This is a genomic window from Streptomyces sp. NPDC005931 (assembly GCF_042871235.1).
Lineage (GTDB): Bacteria > Actinomycetota > Actinomycetes > Streptomycetales > Streptomycetaceae > Streptomyces.
The window spans coordinates 112546-138235 of record NZ_JBIAIG010000015.1 but is presented as its reverse complement, the minus strand read 5'-3'; the positions used below and the strand labels follow the sequence as shown (position 1 = coordinate 138235).

At 72.6% G+C, this 25690-nt stretch carries 21 protein-coding genes and 1 pseudogene; 18 read left to right on the top strand and 4 right to left on the bottom strand.

Annotated elements, in window-relative coordinates; genetic code table 11:
* The first annotated feature begins 6 nt into the window (after positions 1–6).
* The 4 genes from ACFYOV_RS28360 to ACFYOV_RS28345 all read left to right on the top strand — a co-directional run bounded on the left by ACFYOV_RS28360 (position 7) and on the right by ACFYOV_RS28345 (position 5107).
* Complete coding sequence (locus ACFYOV_RS28360; RefSeq protein WP_389092326.1) at positions 7–822, top strand: TlyA family RNA methyltransferase; 816 nt, start codon at positions 7–9, stop codon at positions 820–822.
* Positions 819–1724: an NAD kinase gene (locus ACFYOV_RS28355; RefSeq protein ID WP_389092324.1), complete on the top strand. Its 906-nt coding sequence runs from the start codon at positions 819–821 to the stop codon at positions 1722–1724. Before ACFYOV_RS28360 ends, ACFYOV_RS28355 begins: the two co-directional genes overlap by 4 nt.
* Positions 1725–1989: 265 nt before the next feature.
* A complete protein-coding gene (gene recN, locus ACFYOV_RS28350; RefSeq protein WP_389092322.1) occupies positions 1990–3732 on the top strand; it encodes a DNA repair protein RecN in 1743 nt (580 codons plus the stop codon).
* Between the two features lie 253 nt (positions 3733–3985).
* Entirely contained in the window at positions 3986–5107 is a 1122-nt protein-coding gene (locus ACFYOV_RS28345; protein WP_389092319.1) for a glycosyltransferase family 4 protein, read from the top strand.
* A gap of 14 nt (positions 5108–5121) precedes the next feature.
* Here ACFYOV_RS28345 and ACFYOV_RS28340 read toward each other — a convergent pair whose 3' ends face one another.
* Positions 5122–6765: a PucR family transcriptional regulator gene (locus ACFYOV_RS28340; RefSeq protein ID WP_389092317.1), complete on the bottom strand. Its 1644-nt coding sequence runs from the start codon at positions 6763–6765 to the stop codon at positions 5122–5124.
* A gap of 132 nt (positions 6766–6897) precedes the next feature.
* Positions 6898–8700, bottom strand: coding sequence for a glycoside hydrolase family 15 protein (locus ACFYOV_RS28335; RefSeq protein WP_389092349.1), 1803 nt, complete (start codon positions 8698–8700; stop codon positions 6898–6900).
* Between the two features lie 507 nt (positions 8701–9207).
* Between ACFYOV_RS28335 and ACFYOV_RS28330 the strand changes: the two genes are divergently transcribed.
* The 12 genes and pseudogenes from ACFYOV_RS28330 to ACFYOV_RS28275 all read left to right on the top strand — a co-directional run.
* Positions 9208–10857 carry a CTP synthase gene (locus tag ACFYOV_RS28330; RefSeq protein WP_389092315.1) on the top strand — a complete coding sequence of 550 codons (1650 nt, stop codon included), beginning with the start codon at positions 9208–9210 and terminating at the stop codon, positions 10855–10857.
* Between the two features lie 110 nt (positions 10858–10967).
* On the top strand, positions 10968–11594 hold the full coding sequence (locus tag ACFYOV_RS28325) for an NUDIX domain-containing protein (protein ID WP_389092312.1): 627 nt from the start codon (positions 10968–10970) through the stop codon (positions 11592–11594).
* Positions 11595–11905: 311 nt separating this feature from the next.
* A complete protein-coding gene (locus ACFYOV_RS28320; RefSeq protein ID WP_389092310.1) occupies positions 11906–14017 on the top strand; it encodes a tetratricopeptide repeat protein in 2112 nt (703 codons plus the stop codon).
* 135 nt (positions 14018–14152) lie between these two features.
* On the top strand, positions 14153–15277 hold the full coding sequence (gene ald / locus ACFYOV_RS28315) for an alanine dehydrogenase (protein ID WP_389092307.1): 1125 nt from the start codon (positions 14153–14155) through the stop codon (positions 15275–15277).
* Positions 15278–15688: 411 nt separating this feature from the next.
* Positions 15689–16825, top strand: a complete 1137-nt coding sequence (locus tag ACFYOV_RS28310; RefSeq protein WP_389092306.1) for a ParA family protein — start codon at positions 15689–15691, stop codon at positions 16823–16825.
* The gene (locus ACFYOV_RS28305; protein WP_389092303.1) at positions 16810–17367 is read left to right on the top strand and encodes a hypothetical protein; all 558 of its coding nucleotides are present in this window, start codon (positions 16810–16812) and stop codon (positions 17365–17367) included. The genes ACFYOV_RS28310 and ACFYOV_RS28305 overlap by 16 nt, the downstream gene beginning before the upstream one ends.
* A 162-nt stretch (positions 17368–17529) precedes the next feature.
* Positions 17530–18744 carry a segregation and condensation protein A gene (locus ACFYOV_RS28300; RefSeq protein ID WP_389092301.1) on the top strand — a complete coding sequence of 405 codons (1215 nt, stop codon included), beginning with the start codon at positions 17530–17532 and terminating at the stop codon, positions 18742–18744.
* The gene (gene scpB / locus ACFYOV_RS28295) at positions 18741–19406 is read left to right on the top strand and encodes an SMC-Scp complex subunit ScpB (protein ID WP_389092298.1); all 666 of its coding nucleotides are present in this window, start codon (positions 18741–18743) and stop codon (positions 19404–19406) included. The genes ACFYOV_RS28300 and scpB overlap by 4 nt, the downstream gene beginning before the upstream one ends.
* Positions 19406–20458: a pseudouridine synthase gene (locus ACFYOV_RS28290; RefSeq protein ID WP_389092296.1), complete on the top strand. Its 1053-nt coding sequence runs from the start codon at positions 19406–19408 to the stop codon at positions 20456–20458. Before scpB ends, ACFYOV_RS28290 begins: the two co-directional genes overlap by 1 nt.
* Before the next feature lie 102 nt (positions 20459–20560).
* Entirely contained in the window at positions 20561–21280 is a 720-nt protein-coding gene (locus tag ACFYOV_RS28285; RefSeq protein ID WP_389092294.1) for an NUDIX domain-containing protein, read from the top strand.
* Entirely contained in the window at positions 21277–22296 is a 1020-nt protein-coding gene (locus ACFYOV_RS28280; RefSeq protein WP_389092291.1) for an ADP-ribosylglycohydrolase family protein, read from the top strand. Before ACFYOV_RS28285 ends, ACFYOV_RS28280 begins: the two co-directional genes overlap by 4 nt.
* A gap of 3 nt (positions 22297–22299) precedes the next feature.
* A pseudogene (locus ACFYOV_RS28275) lies at positions 22300–22893 on the top strand (DNA polymerase beta superfamily protein); the annotation flags it as partial.
* Here the strand turns inward: ACFYOV_RS28275 and ACFYOV_RS28270 are convergent.
* Both ACFYOV_RS28270 and ACFYOV_RS28265 read right to left on the bottom strand, forming a co-directional pair.
* Positions 22828–23565 carry a DNA polymerase beta superfamily protein gene (locus tag ACFYOV_RS28270; RefSeq protein WP_389092290.1) on the bottom strand — a complete coding sequence of 246 codons (738 nt, stop codon included), beginning with the start codon at positions 23563–23565 and terminating at the stop codon, positions 22828–22830. The pseudogene ACFYOV_RS28275 and the gene ACFYOV_RS28270 sit on opposite strands and share 66 nt — an antisense overlap.
* A 22-nt stretch (positions 23566–23587) precedes the next feature.
* Positions 23588–24031 (bottom strand): Rieske (2Fe-2S) protein, encoded by a 444-nt coding sequence (locus ACFYOV_RS28265; RefSeq protein ID WP_389092288.1) that lies wholly within the window; start codon positions 24029–24031, stop codon positions 23588–23590.
* Between the two features lie 210 nt (positions 24032–24241).
* On the opposite strand from ACFYOV_RS28265, the gene aroH reads away from it, so the two are divergent.
* The gene (aroH, locus tag ACFYOV_RS28260; RefSeq protein WP_389092286.1) at positions 24242–24604 is read left to right on the top strand and encodes a chorismate mutase; all 363 of its coding nucleotides are present in this window, start codon (positions 24242–24244) and stop codon (positions 24602–24604) included.
* Complete coding sequence (locus ACFYOV_RS28255) at positions 24601–25686, top strand: prephenate dehydrogenase (protein ID WP_389092284.1); 1086 nt, start codon at positions 24601–24603, stop codon at positions 25684–25686. The genes aroH and ACFYOV_RS28255 overlap by 4 nt, the downstream gene beginning before the upstream one ends.
* Positions 25687–25690 lie beyond the last annotated feature (4 nt).

Below are 25690 nucleotides of genomic sequence, written 5' to 3'. Positions count from 1 at the left end.
CCGAACGTGGCAGGAGTCGCACGCCGCCGTCTCGACGCGGAACTGGTCCGCCGCAAGCTCGCGCGCTCGCGCGAGCATGCCGGCCAGCTGATCGCCGCCGGGCGGGTCTCCGTCGGCAAGACCGTCGCGACCAAGCCCGCCACTCAGGTGGAGACCGCCGCCGCGATCGTCGTCGCCGACGACGCGGCCGACCCGGACTACGTGTCGCGCGGCGGCCACAAACTCGCCGGGGCCCTGGAGGTCTTCGTTCCCCTCGGTCTCGTCGTCCAGGGGCGGCGAGCGCTGGACGCGGGCGCATCCACCGGCGGCTTCACCGACGTGCTGCTGCGGGCCGGGGCCGCGCACGTGGTCGCCGTGGACGTCGGATACGGACAACTCGCCTGGTCTCTCCGTAATGATGAACGCGTCACCGTCAAAGACCGTACGAACGTACGGGAGTTGACGCTCGATGCGATCGATGGGGAGCCTGTGGATCTTGTCGTGGGGGATCTGTCCTTCATCCCGCTCGGGCTGGTCCTGCCCGCCCTGAAGCGGTGCGTGCGGCCGGACGCCGACCTGGTGATGATGGTCAAGCCGCAGTTCGAGGTGGGCAAGGAGCGCCTCGGCAGCGGGGGAGTGGTCCGCAGCGCGCAGCTGCGCGCCGAGGCCGTGCGGGGCGTGGCCGGGAAGGCGTGGGAGCTGGGGCTCGGCGTGAGGGGGGTCACGGCCAGTCCGCTGCCCGGACCCTCGGGAAATGTCGAATACTTCCTGTGGCTGCGGGCCGGGGCTCCGGAACTGGACCCGGCCGACGTTGACCGTGCTGTGGCGGAGGGGCCGCGTTGACACAGAACCGAGCTCGTACTGTTTTCCTGCTGGCCCACACCGGGCGGCCCGCGGCCATTCGCAGCGCCGAGCTCGTGGTCAAGGGGCTGCTGCGCGCCGGGCTCGGGGTGCGGGTGCTGGAGGCCGAGGCGCGGGACCTGCCGCTGCCGGACGAGGTGGAGACCGTCCGCGAGGCCACCCCGCAGTGCCTGGACGACTGCGAGCTGCTGATCGTTCTCGGCGGTGACGGCACGCTGCTGCGCGGTGCCGAGTTCGCCCGCGCCTCCGGGGTTCCCATGCTGGGGGTCAACCTGGGCCGGGTCGGCTTCCTCGCCGAGGCCGAGCGGGACGACCTCGACAAGGTCGTCGACCGGGTGGTGAGCAGGGCGTACGAGGTCGAGGAGCGCATGACCGTCGATGTCGTGGTGCACCGCAACGGCGACATCGTGCACACCGACTGGGCGCTGAACGAGGCGGCCGTGCAGAAGGTGTCAGCGGAGCGGATGCTGGAGGTCGTCCTCGAGATCGACGGGCGGCCGGTCACCGGCTTCGGCTGCGACGGCATCGTGTGCGCGACACCGACGGGGTCGACCGCCTACGCCTTCTCCGCGGGCGGGCCCGTCGTGTGGCCCGAGGTGGAGGCGCTGCTGATGGTGCCGATCAGCGCGCACGCCCTGTTCGCGAAGCCGCTGGTCACCTCCCCCGACTCGGTGCTGGCGGTGGAGGTGCTGCCGCACGTCCCGCCGGGTGTGCTGTGGTGCGACGGCCGGCGCACGCTGGAGCTGCCGCCGGGTGCGCGGGTGGAGGTGCGCCGCGGTGCGGTACCGGTGCGGCTGGCCCGGCTGCATCACGCGTCGTTCACGGACCGGCTGGTGGCGAAGTTCGCGCTGCCGGTCTCCGGGTGGCGGGGGGCGCCGCACTAGGCACGGCCCGGCGCGGGCTCCCCTCCCCGCCCTTGCTGCCGCCGCCTTCGGAACCCCGCCTTTCGGCCCTCGCCTTTCGGATGCCCACCTTTCGGCCCCCGCCTTTGGGAGCAACGCATCCGGAATCGTCCAGGACGGATAAGACCGGAACATCCCCACTGCGGAGGGGAACGCCCGTTCGGCGAGTGACTCCGTCGACGGGTCACGAGCCTGCGGCGGCACCGGGTGGGCGGGGCGGCGTCGCACGGCACGTGCGAAACCTCGTATGGTCGGGTGCGTGCTAGAGGAGATGCGGATACGGTCGCTCGGAGTCATCGACGACGCCGTCGTCGAGCTGTCCCCCGGCTTCACCGCCGTCACCGGTGAGACGGGTGCGGGCAAGACCATGGTGGTCACCAGCCTCGGGCTGCTGCTGGGCGGACGGGCGGACGCGGCCCTCGTGCGGATCGGGGCGAAGAACGCGGTCGTCGAGGGGCGGATCGCCGTGTCCCGGGACGCCACGGCCGTCGTACGGGCCGAGGAGGCCGGGGCCGAGCTGGACGACGGGACGCTGCTGATCAGCCGTACCGTGTCCGCCGAGGGGCGCTCGCGGGCGCACCTGGGCGGGCGGAGCGTGCCCGTGGGGCTGCTCGCCGAGCTCGCCGACGATCTCGTGGCGGTGCACGGGCAGACCGACCAGCAGGGGCTGCTGAAGCTGTCCCGGCAGCGGCAGGCGCTCGACCGGTACGCGGGGGACGCGGTCGCCGTGCCGCTCGCCAAGTACAGCGAGGCGTACAAGCGGCTGCGGGCCGTGTCCACCGAGCTCGAGCAGATCACCACGCGTGCCCGGGAGCGGGCCCAGGAGGCCGACCTGCTGCGCTTCGGGCTGGACGAGATCGCCGCCGTGGAGCCGCGGGCCGGCGAGGACGCGGAGCTCGCGGAGGAGGCCGAGCGGCTGGGCCACGCCGAGGCGCTCGCGTCCGCAGCCGCCGCCGCGCACGCCGCGCTCGCGGGCAACCCGGAGGACCCCGAGGGCGTCGACGCCGGGACGCTCGTCGCGGGCGCCCAGCGGGCCCTCGAGGCGGTCCGGGCGCACGATCCGGCGCTGGCGGCGCTCACCGACCGGATCGGCGAGATCGGCATCCTGCTGCGCGACGTCGCCGGGGAGCTGGCCGGGTACGCCGACGACCTGGACGCCGACCCGCTGCGACTGGCGGCCGTGGAGGAGCGGCGGGCCGCCCTCACCGCGCTCACCCGGAAGTACGGCGAGGACGTGGCCGCGGTGCTGGAGTGGGCCGAGCGGAGTGCCGCGCGGCTGACCGAACTCGACGGCGACGACGAGCGGATCGAGGAGCTGACCGCCGAGCGGGACGCGCTGCGCGCGGAACTGGGCGGACTCGCACAGGTGTTGTCGCAGGCGCGGGCCGAGGCGGCGGAGCGGTTCGCCGCCGCCGTGACGGCCGAGCTGGCCTCGCTCGCGATGCCGCACGCGCGCGTGTCGTTCGACATCCGCCGGACCGAGGACCCCGAGGGCGTCGAGGTCGGTGGACGCACGGTCGCCTACGGGCCGTCGGGTGTGGACGAGGTCGAGCTGCTGCTGGCCCCGCACCCCGGGGCACCGCCCCGGCCCATCGCCAAGGGCGCGTCCGGGGGTGAGCTGTCCCGCGTGATGCTGGCCGTGGAGGTGGTGTTCGCGGGCACGGACCCCGTGCCGACGTATCTCTTCGACGAGGTCGACGCGGGGGTCGGCGGCAAGGCGGCGGTGGAGATCGGACGGCGGCTCGCGCGGCTGGCGAAGACCGCGCAGGTGGTGGTCGTGACGCACCTGCCCCAGGTGGCCGCGTTCGCCGACCGGCAGCTGCTGGTGGAGAAGACCAACGACGGGTCGGTCACCCGGTCCGGTGTGAAGGTCCTCGAAGGCGAGGAGCGGATCCGGGAGCTCTCCCGGATGCTGGCCGGCCAGGAGGACTCGGAGACGGCCCGGGCCCACGCGGAGGAACTCCTGGCGACGGCACGGGCGGACGTCTGAGGGACGCGGAGGCCCACGGGGACTGCCGCGTTCTCCGGGACCACCGCGTTCTCCGGAACCGTGCCCTCCGTCACTCGTGTGGGTGACATGTTCGGGTGTTGCGGCCGGACGTCGTTCCCGGCGTTCCCGGAACCCCCGCCCGCCCTGGCATCCTTGACGGAGTACGCGCAGGAAGTCGCGCGGTACACCCCCTCCGCCCGACCCTTCTGTACGTTCTTCGTGACCGCCCGACCCGAACCAGGAGCCCGGCCACGTGACCCCCGTGAACAGCCACGCACCGCTGAGCACCGTGCAGGTGCTGGGCGGTGGCAACGCCGTCGGCGGTGCGCACGTGCGCTCGCTGGCCGCGGGGCTCGTCGCGCGGGGCGTGCGGGTGACGGTGTGCGCCCCCTACGAGGCGGATCACACCTACGGCTTCACGGCCGTCGGCGCCGACCACGTGCACGTCCCGCGCAGCAGCGACCCGGGCTCGGTGGCCGCACTGCGGGCCGCCTGCGCGGACGCCGACCTCGTGCACGCGCACGGACTGCACGCCTCCTTCCGCGCCGCGCTCGCCCTCAGCGGCAAGCGCATCCCGCTCGTCGTCACCTGGCACGACCGGGCGCACGCCGACGGGCCGCGCGCACACTTCCTGCGGCTGCTGGAACGACGGGTCGTGAAGGCGGCCACCGTGGTGCTGGGCACCACCTCGCCGCTCGTCGACCGCGCCCGCCGCACGGGAGCGCGGGACGCGCGGCTGGCCGCCGTGGCGCTCCCCGGCACCCGAGCGTCCGTCGATCCGGAGGACCCCGACGGGCTGCGCCCCAAGGTCCGCGCCGAACTCGGCGCGATGTGCCGCCCGTTGCTGATCGCCGTCGGAGCACTCGAACGGCACCGCGGCTACCGCACCCTGCTCGACGCCGCCCACGCCTGGCGCCGCCTTGACCCCGTGCCCCTGCTGGTGATCGCGGGGGAGGGGCCGCTGCGCGGTGAGCTCCAGCGGCGGATCGAGGCCGAGGAACTGCCGGTCCGGCTCATCGGCCGGCGCGACGACATCACCGAACTGCTCGCCGCCGCCGACCTGGCGGTGCTGCCGAGCCGCTGGGAGGCGCGCTCGCCGCTGGCCCAGGAGGCCCTGCACGCGTGCGTGCCGCTCGTCGCGACCCGCGTCGGCGGCATTCCCGAACTCGTGGGCGACGCCGCCGAACTCGTGCCGTACGGCAACGCCCGTGCGCTCGCCGACGCGGTGGCGCGGCTGCTGATCGACCCCGAACGCCGCGAGCTGCTCAGGGAGAAGGGCGTTCGGCAGGCCGCCACCTGGCCGACGGAGGACGAGACCGTCACCCAAGTTCTCAGCATCTACGACGAGTTGACCCAGCCTCGGCCGATGGTCTGACGGCCCCCGGTGGTTCAGGGCACGTGCCGCCGGGCGCGCAGGGCCAGGCCGAGGGCGAGGACCGTGTGCGGATCGTCGAGGTCGGTGCCCAGCAACTCCCCGATCCTGGCGAGCCGGTTGTAGAGCGTCTGCCGGTTCAGGTGCAGTTCGCGGGCCGTCTCCGCCTTGCGTCCCGCGTGTGCCAGATACGTCTCCAGGGTGGGCAGCAGCGGCGGCCTGGAGCGCCGGTCGTGGTCCCGCAGCGGGCCGATCGCACGGTCCACGAAGGCCGCCAGGTCCGGGTGGTCGCGCAGCCGCCACAGCAACAGGTCGATGTCGAGGCGCCGGGCGTCGTACCAGGGACGGTCGGCCGTCCCCTGGGCCGCGGTCGCCGTCTCCGCCGCGTGCCGCAGTCCCGCCGAGGCCGCCGCCCAGCCGCCGGCCACCCCGACCACCACCACGGGCGGCCGTGTCCCCGGCCGCAGCATCCCGGCCCGCTCGACACCGGCCCGCAGCGCGGCGGCCACCCGGTCCGCGACCGCCGGGCGCTCCGACTCCGAACGCAGGCCCAGCAGCAGCGGCACCCGCCCCTCGTAGGGCCGCACGCCCAGCAGTACGGGCACCCCCACCGAGGCCAGCTCCTCGCCGACCGCGCGGGCCAGCACCGCCCAGCCGCCCGCGTCCGGGGCCAGGGACTCCCCGAGCCGCATCACCACCGGCAGCAGCGGGCCGTCACCCGGTTTGAAACCCAGCACGCGCGCCTGCGCGGGCGCGGCATCGGCACTCACCCGGCCCTCGGCGAGATCGGTCAGGAAGTCGCCGCGTCCGCGCGCCGCCAGCTCCTCCTCCTGGCGTGCCTGCATCAGCACCACGGCCAGGAGGCCCGCCGCCCGCTCGGCCGCCATGCGGTGCACCGGCTCGGGCGGGTTCCGCACCGGCAGCAGCACCAGCCGTGCCCGGACGCCTCCGCTGCCGGGCCCTCCGCCGGGCACGTCGACCAGCACCGATCCGGCCGGTGGGGCGTCCTTGTGCTGGGCGCGCAGTCCCTCCCACACCTGGAGCGGGTCCGCGCCCTCGGGGCCCGCCCCGGCGGCGTACAGCAACTGGCCGTCGGTCGTCTCCAGGAAGACCGGGTTGCCGGTGAAGTCGGCCAGGACGGCCAGGGCCTGGGGGACTCCGCCACCGCCCAGGAGTGCCTCGGTGCAACGCCGGTGCACCTCCTCGGCACGCTGGAGCAGCGCGTAGTGGCCGTTGACGATCTCGGTGTGGATCTCCTCGGTGACCGTCACGAACGGCACCTCGCGGTGCAACTGCACCAGGGGCAGCCCGGCTGACCGCGCGGTGTCCACGAGGGCGGCGGGCAGCCGGGTGAAGCGCGTGCCGAGCTCCACGACCAGGGCGGCGATGCCCCGGTCGGCCAGGGTGCGCACGAACGCCCGCTGGTCGGCCGGGCGGGTGCCGAGGCCGTAGCCGGTGGTCAGCAGCAGCTCGCCGCCCTTGAGCAGCGAGGCGATGTTGGGCACCTCGCCCGCGTGCACCCAGCGCACCGTGCGGTGCAACCGGTTGGCCCCGGCCACGACCTCCGGCAGTCCGCTGCGCAGTCCGGGGAGCTCCAGTGCCCGCTGCACGGTGATCCCGGCGCCCTGAGTGCCGTACGCGCTGTTCCTGCCGCTGTCCATGAGCCGGACGCTACCCGCGCTGGAGGCAGCAGGGCACCTCCGCGCGTGGTGCCCCCGTCATGCCCCGGGCGAGGGGAGCGGGGCGGCGGCGCGGTGCCGGACCCCGGCCGGCCCCGTACGGGCAGGAGGCCGTCAGCCGCCGTACGCCCCCGAGGCCGTCAGCCGCAGGGCCGTGTCGATTAGCGGCACGTGGCTGAACGCCTGAGGGAAGTTGCCCACCTGGCGCTGGAGGCGCGGGTCCCACTCCTCCGCCAGCAGCCCGAGGTCGTTGCGCAGCGACAGCAGCTTCTCGAACAGCCTGCGGGCCTCGTCGACGCGCCCGATCATCGCCAGGTCGTCGGCCATCCAGAACGAGCAGGCGAGGAACGCGCCCTCGTCGCCCGGCAGACCGTCGACGCCCTCGTGCTCCCCCTCGGTCGGGTAGCGCAGGATGAACCCGTCGGGCGTGGACAGCTCGCGTTGGATCGCCTCGATGGTGCCGATCACCCGCTTGTCGTCGGGCGGCAGGAAGCCCATCTGCGGGATCAGCAGCAGGGAGGCGTCCAGCTCCTTCGAGCCGTAGGACTGCGTGAAGGTGTTGCGTTCCTTGTCGTAGCCCTTCTCGCACACGTCCCGGTGGATGTCGTCGCGCAGCTGCTTCCACTCCTCCAGCGGCCCGTCGGCGTCGCCGGACTCGATGAGCTTGATGGTGCGGTCGACGGCGACCCAGGCCATCACCTTCGAGTGCACGAAGTGGCGGCGCGGGCCGCGGACCTCCCAGATGCCCTCGTCCGGCTCCTGCCAGTGCTTCTCCAGGTAGCGGATCAGCTTCAGCTGGAGCAGGGAGGCGTAGTCGTTGCGGGCCAGGCCGGTCATGTGGGCCAGGTGCAGGGCCTCGGTGACCTCGCCGTAGACGTCCAGCTGGAGCTGGTGCGCGGCGCCGTTGCCCACCCTGACCGGGGCGGAGTTCTCGTAGCCGGGCAGCCAGTCCAGCTCCGCCTCGCCGAGCTCGCGCTCACCGGCGATGCCGTACATGATCTGCAGGTTCTCCGGGTCGCCGGCCACCGCCCGCAGCAGCCACTCGCGCCAGGCACGCGCCTCCTCGCGGTAGCCGGTGCGCAGCAGCGAGGACAGGGTGATCGCGGCGTCCCGCAGCCAGGTGTAGCGGTAGTCCCAGTTGCGGACGCCACCGATGTCCTCCGGCAGGGAGGTGGTGGGCGCGGCGACGATGCCGCCGGTCGGGGCGTAGGTGAGCGCCTTCAGCGTGATGAGCGAGCGGACCACGGCCTCGCGGTAGGGGCCGTGGTACGTGCAGTGCTCGACCCACTCGCGCCAGAAGTCCTCGGTGGCCTCGAGCGACTGCTCGGGCTCCGGCAGCGGCGGCGGCTCCTTGTGCGAGGGCTGCCACGAGATGGTGAAGGCAATCCGGTCACCCGGAGCGACCGTGAAGTCCGCGTACGTGGTCAGCGACTTGCCGTAGGTCTCGGTGGGTGTGTCGAACCACACGGAGTCCGGTCCCGCCACGGCGACCGTGCGGCCCTCGTGCTTGTGCACCCACGGCACCACCCGGCCGTAGGAGAACCTCATCCGCAGCGCCGAGCGCATCGGCACCCGGCCCGAGACGCCCTCGACGATCCGGATCAGCTGAGGGGCGCCGTCACGCGGGGGCATGAAATCGGTCACTCGGACCGTGCCGCGCGGGGTGTCCCACTCCGACTCCAGGACCAGCGAGTCGCCGCGGTAGCCGCGCCGGGCCGCGGTGGGCGGCTGCTGGTCGGAGGCGTGGGCGGGACCCAGGCGCCAGAAGCCGTGCTCCTCGGTGCCCAGCAGGCCGGCGAAGATGGCGTGCGAGTCGAAGCGGGGCAGGCACAGCCAGTCCACCGTGCCGTCCCGGCAGACCAGCGCGGCGGTCTGCATGTCTCCGATGAGTGCGTAGTCTTCGATGCGCCCGGCCACGTGCAACTCCAGTCGAACGGCCACGTCACCCCGCAGGGGGGTTGTCGCTAGTGCGGTCAAGGGGTTTGTGCAATGCGTCGTTGAGCTGTGAAGCAAAGCAGTCGGTCAGCCGTGTCTGCAAAGCGCCAATTGTTGCTCAACGAACTGACGAGCTCTCGTTGTTCCGGGACTTACGGGCGTGGGTGGTGCCGTTCGGCCGGCCGGGCTCGGCAGCGAGTGTCCGAGCAGGATACGACGCACGTAGACGGTCTGTGTGCCGCTCGGGACAACGCGACTGCGCCGAACGAGTGAGCGGGCGGTGACGGACCGGTGCGTAGGTACGTACCCGTGGCGGACCGGGTGCGGAGCGTGCCCGGAAGCCGCACCGCCGCGGCGCTGATACGCTGGTAGCCCGTGGACCGGTGGGCGAGAAAACCCCCGAACCGCAGCGGCGGCACCCCCCGGAATCGCCCGGCAGGCAGCCGCACCGCACCCCCAGACCGCGACCACGGGAGCCCCCTCTTGGCCATGCCGCCCAATTCCTCGACGACCAAGCACATCTTCGTCACCGGGGGTGTCGCCTCCTCCCTCGGCAAGGGGCTGACGGCCTCCAGCCTCGGCATGCTGCTCAAGGCCCGAGGTCTGCGCGTCGTGATGCAGAAGCTCGACCCGTACCTCAATGTCGACCCCGGCACGATGAACCCCTTCCAGCACGGTGAGGTCTTCGTCACCAACGACGGCGCCGAGACCGACCTGGACATCGGACACTACGAGCGCTTCCTCGACCGTGACCTGGACGGCTCCGCCAATGTCACTACAGGCCAGGTCTACTCGACGGTGATCGCCAAGGAGCGGCGCGGCGAGTACCTGGGCGACACCGTGCAGGTCATCCCGCACATCACCAACGAGATCAAGCACCGCATCCGCCGGATGGCGACGGACGAGGTGGACGTCGTGATCACCGAGGTCGGCGGAACGGTCGGCGACATCGAGTCGCTGCCGTTCCTGGAGACCGTCCGCCAGGTGCGGCACGAGGTCGGCCGCGACAACGTCTTCGTGGTGCACATCTCGCTCCTGCCGTACATCGGCCCCTCGGGAGAGCTGAAGACGAAGCCGACCCAGCACTCGGTTGCGGCGCTGCGGAACATCGGTATCCAGCCGGACGCGATCGTGCTGCGCTGCGACCGCGAGGTGCCCACCGCGATCAAGCGGAAGATCTCGCTGATGTGCGACGTCGACGAGGCAGCCGTGGTCGCCTGCCCCGACGCCCGCTCCATCTACGACATCCCCAAGACCGTGCACGGCGAGGGCCTGGACGCCTACGTCGTCCGCAAGCTGGACCTGCCCTTCCGGGACGTCGACTGGACGACCTGGGACGACCTGCTCGACCGCGTCCACAACCCCGACCACGAGATCACCCTCGCCCTGGTCGGCAAGTACATCGACCTGCCCGACGCCTACCTGTCGGTCACCGAGGCACTGCGCGCGGGCGGCTTCGCCAACCGGGCCCGGGTGAAGATCAAGTGGGTGACCTCCGACGACTGCAAGACCCCGGCCGGCGCCGAGGCGCAGCTCGAGGACGTCGACGGCATCTGCATCCCCGGCGGCTTCGGCGACCGGGGGGTGCTCGGCAAGGTCGGCGCGATCCGCTACGCCCGCGAGAACCGGATCCCGCTGCTGGGTCTGTGCCTGGGCCTGCAGTGCATCGTGATCGAGGCCGCGCGCAACCTCGCGGACATCGCCGACGCCAACTCCACCGAGTTCGACCCGGCCACCGGGCACCCGGTCATCTCCACGATGGCCGAGCAGCTCGACATCGTCGCCGGTGAGGGTGACATGGGCGGCACCATGCGGCTCGGCATGTACCCGGCCAAGCTGGCCGAGGGCTCGATCGTGCGCGAGGTGTACGACGGCAAGGAGTACGTCGAGGAGCGCCACCGGCACCGCTACGAGGTGAACAACGCCTACCGCGCGGAGCTCGAGAAGAACGCGGGCATCGTCTTCTCCGGCACCTCCCCGGACGGCAAGCTCGTCGAGTACGTGGAGTACCCGCGCGAGGTCCACCCCTACCTGGTCGCCACCCAGGCCCACCCGGAGCTGCGCTCGCGCCCGACGCGTCCGCACCCGCTCTTCGCGGGCCTCGTCAGGGCCGCGGTCGAGCGGAAGATCTCTAAGTAACACACCAGTTGTACGGTTGCCGGGGTGCGAACCTTCAAAAGGTGAGCACCCCGGCCCCTTTTTTTCACGCTGGGCATCCGCACGACCGCTGTACGTCGGGAAGGACAGGCATGACGATCAAGGACACCCCGGAGGAGTGGGAGATCCGGGCGACGGGAACGCCCTTCGTGGGCAACAAGACCTCCGTGCGCACCGATGACGTGGTCATGCCCCACGGCAGCGTGGTCCACCGCGACTACCAGGTCCACCCCGGTTCCGTGGCCGTGCTCGCCCTCGACGACGCCGACCGTGTCGTGGTCCTGCGCCAGTACCGCCACCCGGTGCGCCACAAGCTGTGGGAGATCCCGGCGGGCCTGCTCGACGTCCCCGGCGAGAACCCGCTGCACGCCGCCCAGCGCGAGCTGTACGAGGAGGCGCACGTCAAGGCCGAGGACTGGCGGGTGCTGACCGACGTCTACACCAGCCCCGGCGGCTGCGACGAGGCCGTACGGATCTTCCTCGCGCAGGGGCTGTCCGAGGCGGAGGGCGCTCGCTTCGAGGTCGAGGACGAAGAAGCCGACATGGAGCTCTCCCGGGTGCCCGTCGAGGAACTGGTCCGCGGCATCCTGGCCGGCGAGTTGCACAACAACTGCCTCGTGGTGGGCGTCCTCTCGCTGGTGGCCGCGCGCGCCGGGGAAGGGCTCGACGCGCTGCGCCCGGCGTCGGCGCCCTGGCCGGCCCGCCCGTTCGAGGCCTGAACCCGTCCGTGCCGGGGTGCGCGATCCGGATCCGTCCGTGCCGGGGTGTGCCGAGGTCCGGATCCGTCCGTGCAGCGGCGTGCCCGAGCTCCGCACCCGTCCGTGCCCGCCGCAGTGCACGAGGGTCCATACGCGTCCATGCCTCCGTGTGCCCTGATCGCGCCCTTGTGGTGTGACCATCGGCTGATCCGATCGGGGGACGCGTCCGCCGTGCTCCGCCCGGTGCGTAGCAGAGCGTGAACTAGGCTCTGGAAACGCCCGATCCGGAGTCCCGGCGGGCTTGCGCGTGCGGTGGGACGGGAGTGTGGCCCGTGACGGATCAGGCGGTGGACGCAGACGGCGTGCAGCTCTCCGAAGAAGCGGTCGTGGAGAGCGGATTCCTGGGCCGGACAAGGGAGTTGAAGGAGCTTCGCGCCGACATCGAGCGCGCCGGACTGGACACCCTCTCGGGCCGCAAGGCCCCCCGCGCACGCGTACTGCTCATCGCCGGCCGGCCGGGCTCCGGACGCACCAGCCTCGCCGAGGAACTGGTGCGGCAGGTCGCCGACCGCTACCCCGACGGCGTGCTGCGCGCCCGGCTCAGCGAACCCGACGGCACCCGCGTGCCCGTCGAGCGCGCCGCGCGGGAGCTGCTCGGCACCCTGGAGGTGCCCGCCCCGGCCGGCGCCGCCGAGGACGACCTCACCGAGGCGCTGCGCGGTGCCCTGTCGGGCCGCCGGACGGTGCTCCTGCTGGACGACGCCGCCGACGCCGAGCAGGTGGACGCGCTGCTGCCGGACAGCCCCGACAGCTTGGTCGTCGCCGTCTCCGGGGGCCCGCTGACAGGCATCCCGGACGTCCGCCCCTGCACCCTGGGCGGCCTCGACACCAAGTCCGCGGTGGAACTGCTGGCGCGCTCCACCGGGTCGGTGCGGGTCACCGTCGACCCCCGGGCCGCCGAGGGCCTCGCCGAGGAGTGCCAGGGGCAGCCCGCGGCGCTGGTCCTGGCCGGCGGCTGGCTCGCCGCCCGGCCCAAGTCCGCCGTCGCCGACCTCGCCAAGCACCTGCACACCGACACCGACGAGGGCACGCCCGTCAGCCGCGCCCTCCACCTCGTGCACGCCTCCTTGCCCGCCACCGCGGCCCGGACCCTGCGCCTGCTCAGCCTGGCCCCGGCCGGCCTGGTCGACCCGCACACGGCCTCCGCCCTGGCCGGCTGTTCGGTCAGCGGTGCCCGCACCACCCTGGACGACTTCGCCGCCCTCGGCCTGCTGCGCGCCGTGCGCTCGCCGCTGCCGGAGTACGAGGTGCCCAGCTGCCTCCAGCCCCTGCTGCGCGGCCTGGCCGAGACCCACGAGCGGCCCGCCGAGCTCCAGCTGGCCCGCGCCCGCATGCTGGAGCGGACGGTGCGGCTGCTCCAGTCCTGCAGGGCGATCACCGAGACCGACAGCCCCCACGCGCGCGAGAAGCTCCTCGGCATGCCGCGCTCCCTGCGCTTCCCGAGCCCCCGCGCGGCGGCCGACTGGCTGCGCATCCGTCGGCCCGCCCTGCTGGCCGCGGCCCGGCTTGCGGTCGCCGACGGGGAGCTGGACACCCTGGCCCGGCGCCTGATGTCCCAGTTGGTGCGGGCCATGGTCGCCCATTTCGGCACTCAGGCCGTCGCGAGCGATCTGTACGGCATCCACGGCCTGGTGCTCGACGTGGCCGAGCGCCGGAGACTGCCCAGGGAGAAGGCCGCGGCCCTGCTGAACCTCGGCGACCTCGACGCCCGCACCGGCCGCACCGCCGACGCGCTGACGCGCTACCGGGCCGCGCTGGACGCCGGACGCCAGGCGAACGACCCGTACGCGACCGGCCGCGCGATGGAATCCGTAGGGGGCGCCCACCTGGAGCTCGGGGACTTCGACCGGGCCGCGGACTGGTTCGGCCGGGCCCTGACCGAGCGGCTCGCCCGGGACGAGCGCGCCGACGCCGCCCGGCTGTACGGCCGGATCGCCGCCGCCCACACCTACGCAGGCCGCTACGGCGAGGCGCTGCGCAACTGGCGGGCGGCCGTCGCGGTGTACCGCAAGAGCGGTGACGTGGCCGCCCGGGCGCGGGCGTTGAGCGAACTGGCCCGGGTGCAGGAGTACGCGGGCCGGCCCGAGGAGTCGCTGCGCACCTGCCGGGACGCGGTCCAGTGGGCGCGGCGGGCGGACGACACGCGGCTCCAGGCGGCGCTGCACCTGCGGCTCGCCGACACCCTGGACCGGCTCGGCGATCCGGCGTCGGCCGCGCTGCACCGGAGCACTGCCGAGCGGATGCTGGAGGAGGAAGCCGAGGAAGCCGAGGAAGCCGAGGAGGCCGAGGAAGCCGAGGAGGCCGAGCGGGCAGGGCAGGACGACTCCTTGCCGGAACAGGAAGCTAACGCCTGCGAAATCCGCAGCCCATCCGCTGAAGATTGATGCAATGAAAGGCTAGACAGCGGGAACGCCTTCATTAGACTGGCTCTGCCGCACTTTCTCCTGCGGTATCTCCCGGTGTGCCCATGTGTGCCCGGGTATGTGTACTGATATCCCATACCCTCTGAGCCAAGGACCGTGATCGACGTGAAGGTCGGCATCCCCCGCGAGGTCAAGAACAACGAGTTCCGGGTGGCCATCACCCCCGCCGGCGTACACGAGCTGGTGCGAAACGGCCATCAGGTCGTCATCGAGCGCGGCGCCGGCGTCGGCTCCTCCATCCCGGACGAGGAGTACGTCGCCGCGGGCGGGCAGATCCTGGCCACCGCCGACGAGGTGTGGGCCGAAGCCGACCTGCTGCTGAAGGTCAAGGAGCCCATCGCGGAGGAGTACCACCGCCTGCGCAAGGACCAGACGCTCTTCACCTACCTGCACCTGGCCGCCTCCAAGGAGTGCACGGACGCCCTCCTGGAGTCCGGCACCACCGCGATCGCCTACGAGACCGTCGAGCTGCCCAGCCGCGCGCTTCCTCTCCTCGCGCCGATGTCCGAGGTCGCGGGCCGGCTCGCCCCGCAGGTCGGCGCCTACCACCTGATGCGCGCCAACGGCGGCCGCGGTGTGCTGCCCGGCGGTGTCCCCGGCGTGCTGGCCGGCAGGGCCGTCGTCATCGGCGGTGGCGTCTCCGGCTGGAACGCCGCTCAGATCGCCATCGGCATGGGGTTCCACGTGACCCTGCTCGACAAGGACATCAACAAGCTCCGCGAAGCCGACAAGATCTTCGGCACGAAGATCCAGACGGTCGTCTCCAACGCCTTCGAGCTGGAGAAGGCCTGCCTGGAGGCCGACCTCGTGATCGGCGCGGTCCTCATCCCCGGCGCCAAGGCTCCGAAGCTGGTCAGCAACGACCTGGTCTCCCGGATGAAGCCCGGGAGTGTCCTTGTCGACATCGCGATCGACCAGGGCGGCTGCTTCGAGGACTCCCGCCCGACCACGCACGCCGAGCCGACCTTCCCGGTCCACGAGTCGGTCTTCTACTGCGTCGCCAACATGCCCGGCGCGGTGCCCAACACCTCCACGTACGCGCTCACCAACGCCACGCTGCCGTACATCGTCGAACTCGCCAACCGCGGCTGGGTGGAGGCGCTGCGCCGTGACCCGGCGCTCGCCAAGGGTCTCAACACGCATGACGGCAAGGTGGTGTACAAGGAGGTCGCCGAGGCCCACGGCCTCGAGCACGTGGAGCTCGCCTCGCTGCTCGGCTGAGGTGCCGGTACGGTAAGTCGATCAAGTCACCTATTGGCAAAGGCGATACGTCAACATCGGTCGTCAACGCCGTGGATGTGGCCGGGCCTTGTCGTCAAGGTCCGGCCACATGTGTGTAAGGTCACTTCTCGATCCCGGGACAAGTCGCCTCGAACGTAACCCTTCAACCGATTCGCACACCGGTGAAACCTGCCGTGCGACGGCCGTACGCCCTTGACAGCGGGATGTTTCATTGCCGACACATCGGGCCGGGTCCGGCGGATTGTGTTGCTGCGGACCGCCGACACGCCATAGAGTCGCCAACCGTCGGCATGGTGTCACGCTGACCTGTCTAGAAGTTTCCTGGTCACCAAGGAGGTAAGACGACTTGTGAATGAGTCGACATTTACTCCCGGAGGTGGTCAACCAGGAATGCCCGCACGGGACCAGAGTCCTGCGGGGTTCGCTGCTGTCGGCTCCGTCGCTGTGCGCACCTTCGCAGCCCATCAGAGTCACCGGACTCCAGGGGTGACTCAACCAGCACACCAGAGCATGGATGGCCATCACGTGAACGCCATGGCCGGCGACGGAAGTGGCGCGCCCCACAACCACTTCGCCGACTACGACGAACTGCCCGAGGGGCACTTCTATGACCCCGACGCCGAGTACGAGCCCGACCCCGAGTACGCGGCCACGCTCGCGCCCGACGCCGCGCGTCAGCGCCGCGAGCGCATCGGTCCGACCGGTCGCCCGCTGCCGTACTTCCCGATCCCGGGCCCGCTGACCGACCACGGCCCCGCGAAGATCATCGCGATGTGCAACCAGAAGGGCGGCGTCGGCAAGACGACGTCGACCATCAACCTGGGTGCCGCGCTCGCGGAGTACGGACGCCGCGTGCTGCTCGTGGACTTCGACCCGCAGGGCGCGCTGTCGGTCGGACTCGGTGTCAACCCCATGGAGCTCGACCTCACCGTCTACAACCTGCTCATGGAGCGGGGGATGGCGGCCGACGAGGTGCTGCTGAAGACGGCGGTCCCCAACATGGACCTGCTGCCCAGCAACATCGACCTGTCGGCGGCCGAGGTGCAGCTCGTCTCCGAGGTGGCCCGCGAGTCGACGCTCCAGCGTGCGCTGAAGCCCCTGATGGACGACTACGACTACATCGTGATCGACTGTCAACCCTCGCTCGGCCTGCTCACCGTCAACGCGCTGACCGCCGCGCACAAGGTGATCGTGCCGCTGGAGTGCGAGTTCTTCGCGCTGCGCGGCGTGGCCCTGCTGACCGAGACCATCGAGAAGGTGCAGGAGCGCCTGAACCCCGAGCTGGAGCTCGACGGGATCCTCGCGACGATGTACGACTCGCGCACGGTGCACAGCCGTGAGGTGCTCGCGCGGGTCGTCGAGGCGTTCGACGACCACGTCTACCACACGGTCATCGGGCGCACCGTCCGCTTCCCGGAGACCACGGTCGCCGGTGAGCCGATCACCACGTACGCCTCCAACTCCGTCGGTGCCGCCGCCTACCGTCAGCTCGCCAGGGAGGTGCTCGCCCGGTGTCACGCCGAGTGAGTCTGCCGGGGGCCGACGAACTCTTCCGTACGACAGGGGGCATGGGCCTCCAGGCGTCGACCCCCCGGCGCCAGGCCAACGGCGAGGCCCGGGTCCCCGCTCCGGCGGGCGAGGGCGACGCGGCGGCGGCGCTGGAGGACGCGCCGCAGTCGGTGCCCGCGCAGGGCAGGGACGGCGAGGGTGCGGAGCACGTCGCGGCCGACGCGGCGCCGGCCGAGACCGGGGAGTCCCGCGGCCGTGAGCGTCCCGCGCGGCGCCAGGTGGCGCAGGAGGGTTCCGCCGCGGCGGCCGGCCCGCGCAAGCGGGGGAGAGCGGCGGCGCGCCGGCCCAGCGGCCGGGAGCGGCACGACGAGAAGATCACGGTCTACGTCTCCGCCGAGGAACTCATGGATCTGGAGCACGCGCGTCTCGTGCTCCGCGGCGAGCACGGGCTGGCGGTGGACCGCGGCCGGATCGTCCGCGAGGCGGTCGCGGTGGTCCTCGCCGACCTCGAGACCCGGGGGGACGCCAGCATCCTCGTACGACGCCTCCGCGGACGCTAGAGGTAGCCTGCGGGGGTCATGACCTCGCACGACACCCCCGCTCCCGCACCCGGCCCCCGCCCCGGGCGCCGACGCGCGCTGGGCAGGGGCCCGGGAGCGGCTCCGTCGGCGACACGGCCGGCCGGCCGGGAGACCCCGCCCGCGTCACCCGGTCCGGCGTCCGTGACGACCACGGACGACGACGGCGGCCATCCGGTGGGGAAGGCCGTGTCGGGGACGCCCGGAGGGCTCGCACCGGAACGACGTGCCTCGGACGGGCGGCCCTCGGCGGGGACGGCCGACGGGTCCGCCGCGCCCGAGGCACTCCTGGGGGCCGGGACCGACACGGACGGAGCGCCTGGGACCCGCACGGGGCGGGAGACCCGGGACACCGACGAGGCGGACGCGGGGACCGGCAGGGCCGGGCGCGCGGCGGGAGCCGCGGCCGGCGGTGGATCAGTCGCGGCGGCCGGCGACGAAGCGGGTTCCGCCACCGGGTCCGAGGCCGGTTCCGCCACCGGGTCCGAGGCCGGTTCCGCCACCGGGGAAGAATCAGGTTCCGCCCTCGGGGGCGAGCCAGGGGAGGACGACGGACGGTTCAGGGTTCGGCTGGCGAACTTCGAGGGGCCCTTCGATCTGCTTCTCCAGTTGATCTCGAAGCACAAGCTGGACGTCACCGAGGTCGCCCTGTCCCGGGTGACCGACGAGTTCATGGCGCACATCCGGGCCCTGGGTCCGGACTGGGACCTGGACGAGACGACAGAGTTCCTGGTCGTGGCCGCCACGCTGCTCGACCTGAAGGCCGCGCGGCTGCTGCCCGCCGCGGAAGTGGAGGACGAGGCCGACCTCGCCCTGCTCGAGGCCCGGGACCTGCTGTTCGCCCGGCTGCTCCAGTACCGCGCGTACAAGCAGATCGCCGAGATCTTCAGCGGCCGGCTGGACGAGGAGGCCAGGCGTTACCCCCGCACCGTCGGCCTGGAGTCGCGATACGCCGAGCTGCTGCCCGAGGTCGTCATCACCATCGGCCCGGAGGGGTTCGCCAGGCTGGCCGTGAAGGCCATGCAGCCCAGGCCCAGGCCGCAGGTGTACGTGGACCACATCCACGCGCCCCTGGTCAGCGTGCAGGAGCAGGCCGGGATCGTCGTCGCGCGCCTCAAGGAGCTCGGCGAGGCGAGCTTCCGCACGCTCGTCGCGGACACCGACGACACCCTGACCGTCGTGGCCCGCTTCCTCGCCCTGCTGGAGCTGTACCGCGAGAAGGCCGTCGCCCTGGACCAGGAGAGCGCGCTCGGCGAGCTGACCGTGCGCTGGACCGGCGGGGACGGTGACACCGCGCCGACCGTCACCGACGAGTTCGACCGTCCGCCCGTGCCGCCCGAGGAGGAGAGGACAGCGTGAGCCAGGAGACCACCGGCGTTGCCCCGGAGCCGCGCGGCGTCGCGGACCTCGAGCTCAAGCCCGCCCTGGAGGCGGTCCTCATGGTCGTGGACGAGCCCGCGACCGAGGAGCACCTGGCGAAGATACTGGAGCGGCCCCGGCGCCAGGTCGCGGACGCCCTGCGCGAGCTGGCCGACGAGTACACCGTCCAGGGCCGCGGCTTCGAACTGCGGCTCGTGGCCGGCGGCTGGCGCTTCTACACCCGCCCCGAGTACGCCGCGGCCGTCGAGGGCTTCGTCCTGGACGGCCAGCAGGCCCGTCTCACCCAGGCCGCCCTGGAGACCCTCGCCGTGGTCGCCTACCGCCAGCCGGTCAGCCGCAGCCGGGTCTCCGCCGTGCGCGGAGTCAACTGCGACGGCGTGATGCGCACCCTCCTCCAGCGCGGTCTGGTCGAGGAGGCGGGCGCGGAACCCGAAACAGGTGCGATCCTGTACAGGACGACGAACTACTTCCTGGAGCGGATGGGCCTGCGCGGTCTGGACGAGCTCCCGGAGCTCGCGCCCTTCCTCCCGGAGGCGGAGGCGATCGAGGCCGAGACCCAGGAAGCCGTACCGTCGTTCGATCCGGACGCCCCGGACCCGGACGACGGTCCCCCGACGAACACGACGACGACGGAACTTTGATGCGAAGCAGCGGCAGCGGAAAGAGCGGCGGACGCGGTAACCACCGTGGTGCCGGCAACAACAGGGACCAGAAGCAGGGGCAGGGCCGCCCCCGCAAGCCCCGCCCCGAGGAGCGCCGCTACGACGTGGGTCCCGGGGCCACCAAGGACGGCCCGAAGTCCGGGCGCACCGGCGCCAGGCCGTCGGGCGGGGCCCCGGAGAAGGGCGGCCGGGGCCGCACCGCCCCGGCTCGCTCGCGCGAGTACGAGACCCGGATCGAGGAGCGCAACCGCGAGCGGTACGCGGGCAAGAAGGACATCAGGCTCCCCAAGACCTTCCCCGGTGCCGAGCAGGAGGGCGAGCGGCTCCAGAAGGTGCTCGCCCGCGCGGGCTACGGCTCCCGGCGCGCCTGCGAGGAACTGATCGAGCAGGCCAGGGTCGAGGTCAACGGCGAGATCGTGCTCGAGCAGGGCCGGCGGGTCGACCCGGAGAAGGACGAGGTCAAGGTCGACGGGCTGACCGTCGCCACGCAGTCGTACCAGTTCTTCGTGCTGAACAAGCCCGCCGGTGTCGTCTCGACGATGGAGGACCCCGAGGGCCGGCAGTGCCTCGGCGACTACGTCACCAACCGGGAGACCCGTTTGTTCCACGTGGGGCGCCTCGACACCGAGACCGAGGGCGTCATCCTGCTCACCAACCACGGCGAGCTGGCTCACCGGCTGACCCACCCGAAGTACGGCGTGAAGAAGACCTACCTCGCGCACATCATCGGCCCGATCCCGCGCGACCTGGGCAAGCGGCTCAAGGACGGCATCCAGCTGGAGGACGGGTACGCCAAGGCCGACCACTTCCGGGTGGTCGAGCAGACCGGCAAGCACTACATGGTCGAGGTGACCCTCCACGAGGGCCGCAAGCACATCGTGCGCCGCATGCTCGCCGAGGCCGGCTTCCCGGTCGAGAGCCTGGTGCGCACCGCATTCGGCCCGATCACCCTGGGCGACCAGAAGTCCGGCTGGCTGCGCCGGCTGTCGAACACGGAGGTCGGGATGCTGATGAAGGAGGTCGACCTCTAGGGCCGGCCGTTCGGACCCCTGGGTGGTTCGCCCGCACAGGGGCTTGTGACCCGACCGCACCCCCTTTTATAGTCGGCATGACTATAAAAGGGGGTGCGCGTCATGGACGGCTACGACAAGTACGCCTTCGAGCCCTTCGCCGTCACCGTCGACCTCGCCGTGTTCACCGTCCGCGAGGGCGCGCTCAACGTGCTGCTCGTCGAGCGCGGGCAGGATCCGTACGCGGGCCACTGGGCCCTGCCCGGCGGGTTCCTGCGGCCGGACGAGTCCGCGGAGAGCGCCGCGCGGCGGGAACTCGCCGAGGAGACCGGGCTGACGGACGTGTCCGGGCTGCACCTCGAGCAGTTGCGCACCTACAGCGACCCCGGCCGCGACCCCCGGATGCGGGTGGTGTCGGTCGCCTTCGCCGCGCTGCTCCCGGACGCGCCCGAGGCGCACGGCGGCAGCGACGCGGCACAGGCCCGCTGGACGCCGTACGACACGGCCGGGCCGCTCGCCTTCGACCACGACCGGATCCTGGCCGACGCCCGGCAACGCGTCGGCTCCAAGCTCGAGTACAGCTGCCTCGCCACCGCCTTCTGCCCGCCCGAGTTCACCCTCGGCGAGTTGCAGCAGGTCTACGAGACCGTGTGGGGCACCGCGCTGGACCGGCCCAACTTCCGCCGCAAGGTGCTCGCCACGCCCGGCTTCGTCGAACCGGTGCCCGGCGCCGCGCGCCTCACCGGCGGGCGCGGCAAACCGGCCGCGCTCTACCGCGCCGGCACCGCCACCACCCTGCACCCGCCCCTGCTCCGGCCGACCGCGGAAGGACGTCCCGCATGACCACCACCGTCACCAAGCGCGCCGCCACGGGCACGCTCACCGGACTCGCCCTCGGGGACGCCCTGGGCTTCCCGACCGAGTTCAACGACGTTCCGTCGATCCTCGCCAAGTTCGGGCCCTGGCGTGCGATGGACCTGCCCAGGCCCGCGATCGTCACCGACGACACCCAGATGACGCTGGCCCTCGGGCGGGGGCTGCGCACGGCGATGGACCGCGGGACGCTCGCCCCCAGGCGGCTGGAGCGGCCGGTGCGCGAGGAGTTCGTGGAGTGGTACCGCTCGCCCGAGAACAACCGCGCCCCCGGCAACACGTGCCTGAAGGCCTGCCATCTGCTGGCCCGTGAGGACCGGCCGTGGCAGGACGCCAGCCAGGTCGGCTCCAAGGGCTGCGGGGCCAACATGCGCGTGGCACCCGTCGGACTCGCCCCCGGGCTGACCGACGAACAGCGCGCGGGCGCCGCCCAGTTGCAGTCGGCACTCACCCACGGCCACCCGACCGCGCTCGCCGCCTCCGACCTCACCGCGCACGCCGTACGCCTGCTCGCCGAGGGCGCCGAACCCACCGGGCTGATCGGTCTGCTGCGCTCCTACGCCTACGAGAACCGCACCCGCTACCACGAGCCCTGGCTCGGTGACCTGTGGCGGCGCGCCCAGGACCCCAGCCCCGAGCACTTCATCGCCCGCGGCTGGGACGAGTGCCTCCGGGCCCTGGCCCGCCTCCAGGACGCCGTGCGCACCGTCTCGCCCGAGACCGACCCCTGCCTGGCCACCGGGGAGGGCTGGATCGCCGAGGAGGCCCTGACGACCGGGCTGCTGTGCTTCCTGCTCTTCGTCGACGAACCGCTCACCGCCCTGCGCCGCGCCGCCTGCACCGCGGGCGACTCCGACTCGATCGCCTGCCTCACCGGCGCCTTCGCGGGCGCCCACCTCGGCGCGGACGCCTGGCCGGCCCAGTGGGCGGAGCGCGTCGAGTACCGGGGGGAGCTGCTGGCCCTCGGGACGCTCTGGGACGCCTAGCCAGTGAGAACAACCCGCACATCATCTGACCCGGTGGTCGCCGCGCGGTCCGACCCGTTGCTGTTCGCCACCGTCTCCGGCGCCCGCCTGTACGCGTTTCCCTCCCGTGACTCCGACGTGCACCTGCGGGGCGTGCACCTGCTGCCGGCCGCCGACCTCGTCGGGCTGCACGAGCCGGAGGAGACCCGGTCCCGCATGGGGGAGCGGGACGGCGTCGACATGGACCCGGTCACACACGACCTGCGCACGGTCGTCCGCCTGATGCTGCGACACAACGGCCGTGTGCTGGAGCAACTGCTCTCCCCGCTGGTCCTGCACCCGGCGACGCCCACCGGGAGCTGACTCTGACCCCATCTGCCCACCCTGCTCGGGGATGGCGGGACCGGCGGCGCCGCACCGGTCCACCTGCCCGAGCTGAACGCGGCCAAGGCCGAGCAGGAGCACGCCCCGGCGGACGTCGGCCACGCGCGCGTGCGGGACGCCGTGCAGCCGCTGCACGGCGTCCCGCACGCGGCCCAGAACGCCTCGCCGCTACCCGACGCGGTCACCCTGCACGACGCGCTGCACGCCCTCGTCGTACGGGTTCGCCCGGAGGGCCGAGGCGCGGCGGACGCGGACCAGGAAGTCCTCGATGCGGGGGCGGTCCGGCTCCGGTGGGAGCGGGGTGCGGTGGGACGCCTCCTCGGCCTCCCGCGCCAGACGGGTCATCCGCGCCTCGACCTCGTCCCAGGGCACCTCCCCCCGCTTCACGGCCAGCAGTGGCTCCCGTTCGGCGCCGACGTGGAGCGTCAGCGTGCCCGTGCGCAGCAGGTCACGGACGCTGGTCAGCAGGCGCAGCAGGTGCATGGCGTGCTTCCAGCGCGGGGCGCCGTGCAGGCGCACGTCGGCATCGAGCTTGCGGCGCTGGCCCTGGGCGTACCGGAGGAAGGTGTGCTGGACCCGGCGGGACAGGAACGCCCCGCGCAGGGCGAGCAACTCGCGGCCTGTGGTGTCGGCGTACTCCACGAGCGGGGAGTGCAGGCACTCCAGGACCGTGGGGTTGGCGCGCAGGGCCAGCTCGCAGAAGCGTTCCAGCTCCCAGCTGAACTGCTCCTCGGCCGGGCCCTCGACATGGGTCGGCGGCTTGTCGAAGCGCCAGAACAGGGGAGTGGGCGCGAGGAAGACGCCCCGGCGGTCGGTGTCGCTGTCCTCCGTCGCCAGGCCGAAGGCGCGCGAACCCATGACACAGGCGTAGATCGTGTGATCGCGGACCAGGCTCTCGGGGCGCATGCCCGGGAGCGTACGCGGCGGCTCACGCCAGGCGGATCGAATTTCCCTCCACCGTGATCCGCTTCTCCGGCAGCGGCCGGGAGGCCGGCCCGTGCGCGACCGAGCCGTCGGCGATCCGGAACCTGCTGTTGTGACAGGTGCAGTGGATGGTGCCGTCCGAGACGGTGGCCACGACGCAGTTCTGGTGGGTGCAGACCGCCGAGAAGGCCTTGAAGTCGCCCTCCGCGGGCTGCGTGACGACGACCTTCTCCCCCTTGAAGACCTTGCCCCCGCCGACCGGGATCTCGCCGGTCGAGGCCAGCTCCTGCCCCGGCGGCGCGTCGGTGGCGTCGGTGGCCTCCGGGGCGGTGCCGGTCTCCGGGGCGGAGCCGTCGTCGCCGCCCCCGCCGCAGCCGGTGGTCAGCGCCGCCGCGCCTGCGGCTCCGGCGGCGAGAAGGACCGTTCGTCGCGTCGCTGGGTGGGTCATGTCGTCACTCCGTGGGTGCGCGGGCCGGGCGGGGTGATAGCCCCTGCATCCTGGCACCGAAAGCACCCCAGGAGAAGCAACCCCGGCGAAGCGCCACAAAACGCTCATGGTGCCCGTCTCAGCGTGCGGGCGCCGGACACCCGTCGCGCCCGGCCTGACTAGGCTGGATCACCGAACAACCGATGACGCACGTCAGCAAGGAGCATCCCCGTGGCGGTACGAGCGGTCCGAGGCGCCGTCCAGCTCGAGCGGGACGAGGCAGGCCACATGGAGGAGCGGGTCGGCGCCCTGCTCACCGCCGTCCTGGAGCGCAACGGCCTGACCGCGGACGACCTGATCAGCATCTGGTTCACGGCCACGCCCGACCTGCACAGCGACTTCCCGGCCGCCGCCGCCCGCAAGCTCGGCATCGTCGACGTTCCCCTGATCTGCGCCCAGGAACTGGACATCGAGGGCGCCATGCCCCGTGTCGTCCGGGTCCTCGCGCACATCGAGTCCGACCAGCCCCGCGCCGACATCGCGCACGTCTACCTCGGGGCGGCGGCCGCCCTGCGCAAGGACATCGCCCAGTGAGAACCGCACTCGTCATCGGCACCGGCCTCATCGGCACCTCCGCCGCCCTCGCCCTGTCCCAGCGGGGCGTCGTCGTCCACCTCGCCGACCACGACCCCGAGCAGGCCCGCACGGCCGCCGCGCTCGGCGCCGGCACCGACGAGGCGCCCGACGGACCGGTGGACCTGGCCGTCGTCGCCGCCCCGCCCGCCCACGTGGCCGACGTGCTCGCCGACGCGATGCGGCGGGGCGCGGCCCGCGGCTACGCCGACGTCGCCAGCGTCAAGGGCGGACCGCGCCGCGAACTGGAGGCGCGGGACCTGGACCTGACGTCGTACATCGGCACGCACCCCATGTCGGGCCGCGAGAAGTCCGGCCCGCTGGCCGCCAGCGGCGACCTCTTCGAGGGCCGCCCCTGGGTGCTCACCCCGACCCGGGAGACCGACACCGAGGTGCTCAACCTCGCCCTGGAACTGGTCTCCCACTGCCGCGCGGTACCGGTCGTCATGGACGCCGACGCCCACGACCGCGCCGTCGCCCTCGTCTCCCACATGCCCCACCTGGTGTCCAGCATGGTCGCCGCGCGCCTGGAGCACGCCGAGGAGGCCGCCGTACGGCTCTGCGGGCAGGGCATCCGGGACGTGACCCGGATCGCCGCGTCCGACCCCAGGATGTGGATCGACATCCTCTCCGCGAACCCGGGGCCGGTCGCCGACCTGCTCACGGACGTCGCCGCCGACCTGGGGGAGGCCGTGCGGGCGCTGCGCGCGTTGCAGTCCTCCGACGAGGACAAGCGCCGCGCGGGCACCACGGGCATCGAGGACGTGCTGCGCCGCGGCAATGCCGGGCAGGTACGGGTCCCCGGCAAGCACGGGGCCGCTCCGCGGGTGTACGAGGTCGTGGCGGTGCTGATCGACGACCAGCCCGGCCAGCTGGCGCGGATCTTCGCGGACGCCGGTCAGGCGGGCGTCAACATCGAGGACGTGCGCATCGAGCACGCGACCGGGCAGCAGGCGGGCCTGGTGCAGCTGATGGTGGAGCCCAAGTCGGCCCCGGTGCTGTCGGCCGCGCTGCGTGAGCGCGGGTGGGCGATCCGGCAGTAGCCCC

Excerpts from the sequence above, each read along its gene's own strand:
- recN (WP_389092322.1), top strand. The coding sequence starts at position 1,990 with ATGGTCGGGTGCGTGCTAGAGGAGATGCGGATACGGTCGCTCGGAGTC.
- ACFYOV_RS28340 (WP_389092317.1), bottom strand. The coding sequence starts at position 6,765 with ATGGACAGCGGCAGGAACAGCGCGTACGGCACTCAGGGCGCCGGGATC.
- ACFYOV_RS28330 (WP_389092315.1), top strand. The coding sequence starts at position 9,208 with ATGCCGCCCAATTCCTCGACGACCAAGCACATCTTCGTCACCGGGGGT.
- ACFYOV_RS28325 (WP_389092312.1), top strand. The coding sequence starts at position 10,968 with ATGACGATCAAGGACACCCCGGAGGAGTGGGAGATCCGGGCGACGGGA.
- ACFYOV_RS28310 (WP_389092306.1), top strand. The coding sequence starts at position 15,689 with ATGCCCGCACGGGACCAGAGTCCTGCGGGGTTCGCTGCTGTCGGCTCC.
- ACFYOV_RS28290 (WP_389092296.1), top strand. The coding sequence starts at position 19,406 with ATGCGAAGCAGCGGCAGCGGAAAGAGCGGCGGACGCGGTAACCACCGT.
- ACFYOV_RS28285 (WP_389092294.1), top strand. The coding sequence starts at position 20,561 with ATGGACGGCTACGACAAGTACGCCTTCGAGCCCTTCGCCGTCACCGTC.
- ACFYOV_RS28280 (WP_389092291.1), top strand. The coding sequence starts at position 21,277 with ATGACCACCACCGTCACCAAGCGCGCCGCCACGGGCACGCTCACCGGA.
- ACFYOV_RS28270 (WP_389092290.1), bottom strand. The coding sequence starts at position 23,565 with ATGCGCCCCGAGAGCCTGGTCCGCGATCACACGATCTACGCCTGTGTC.
- ACFYOV_RS28265 (WP_389092288.1), bottom strand. The coding sequence starts at position 24,031 with ATGACCCACCCAGCGACGCGACGAACGGTCCTTCTCGCCGCCGGAGCC.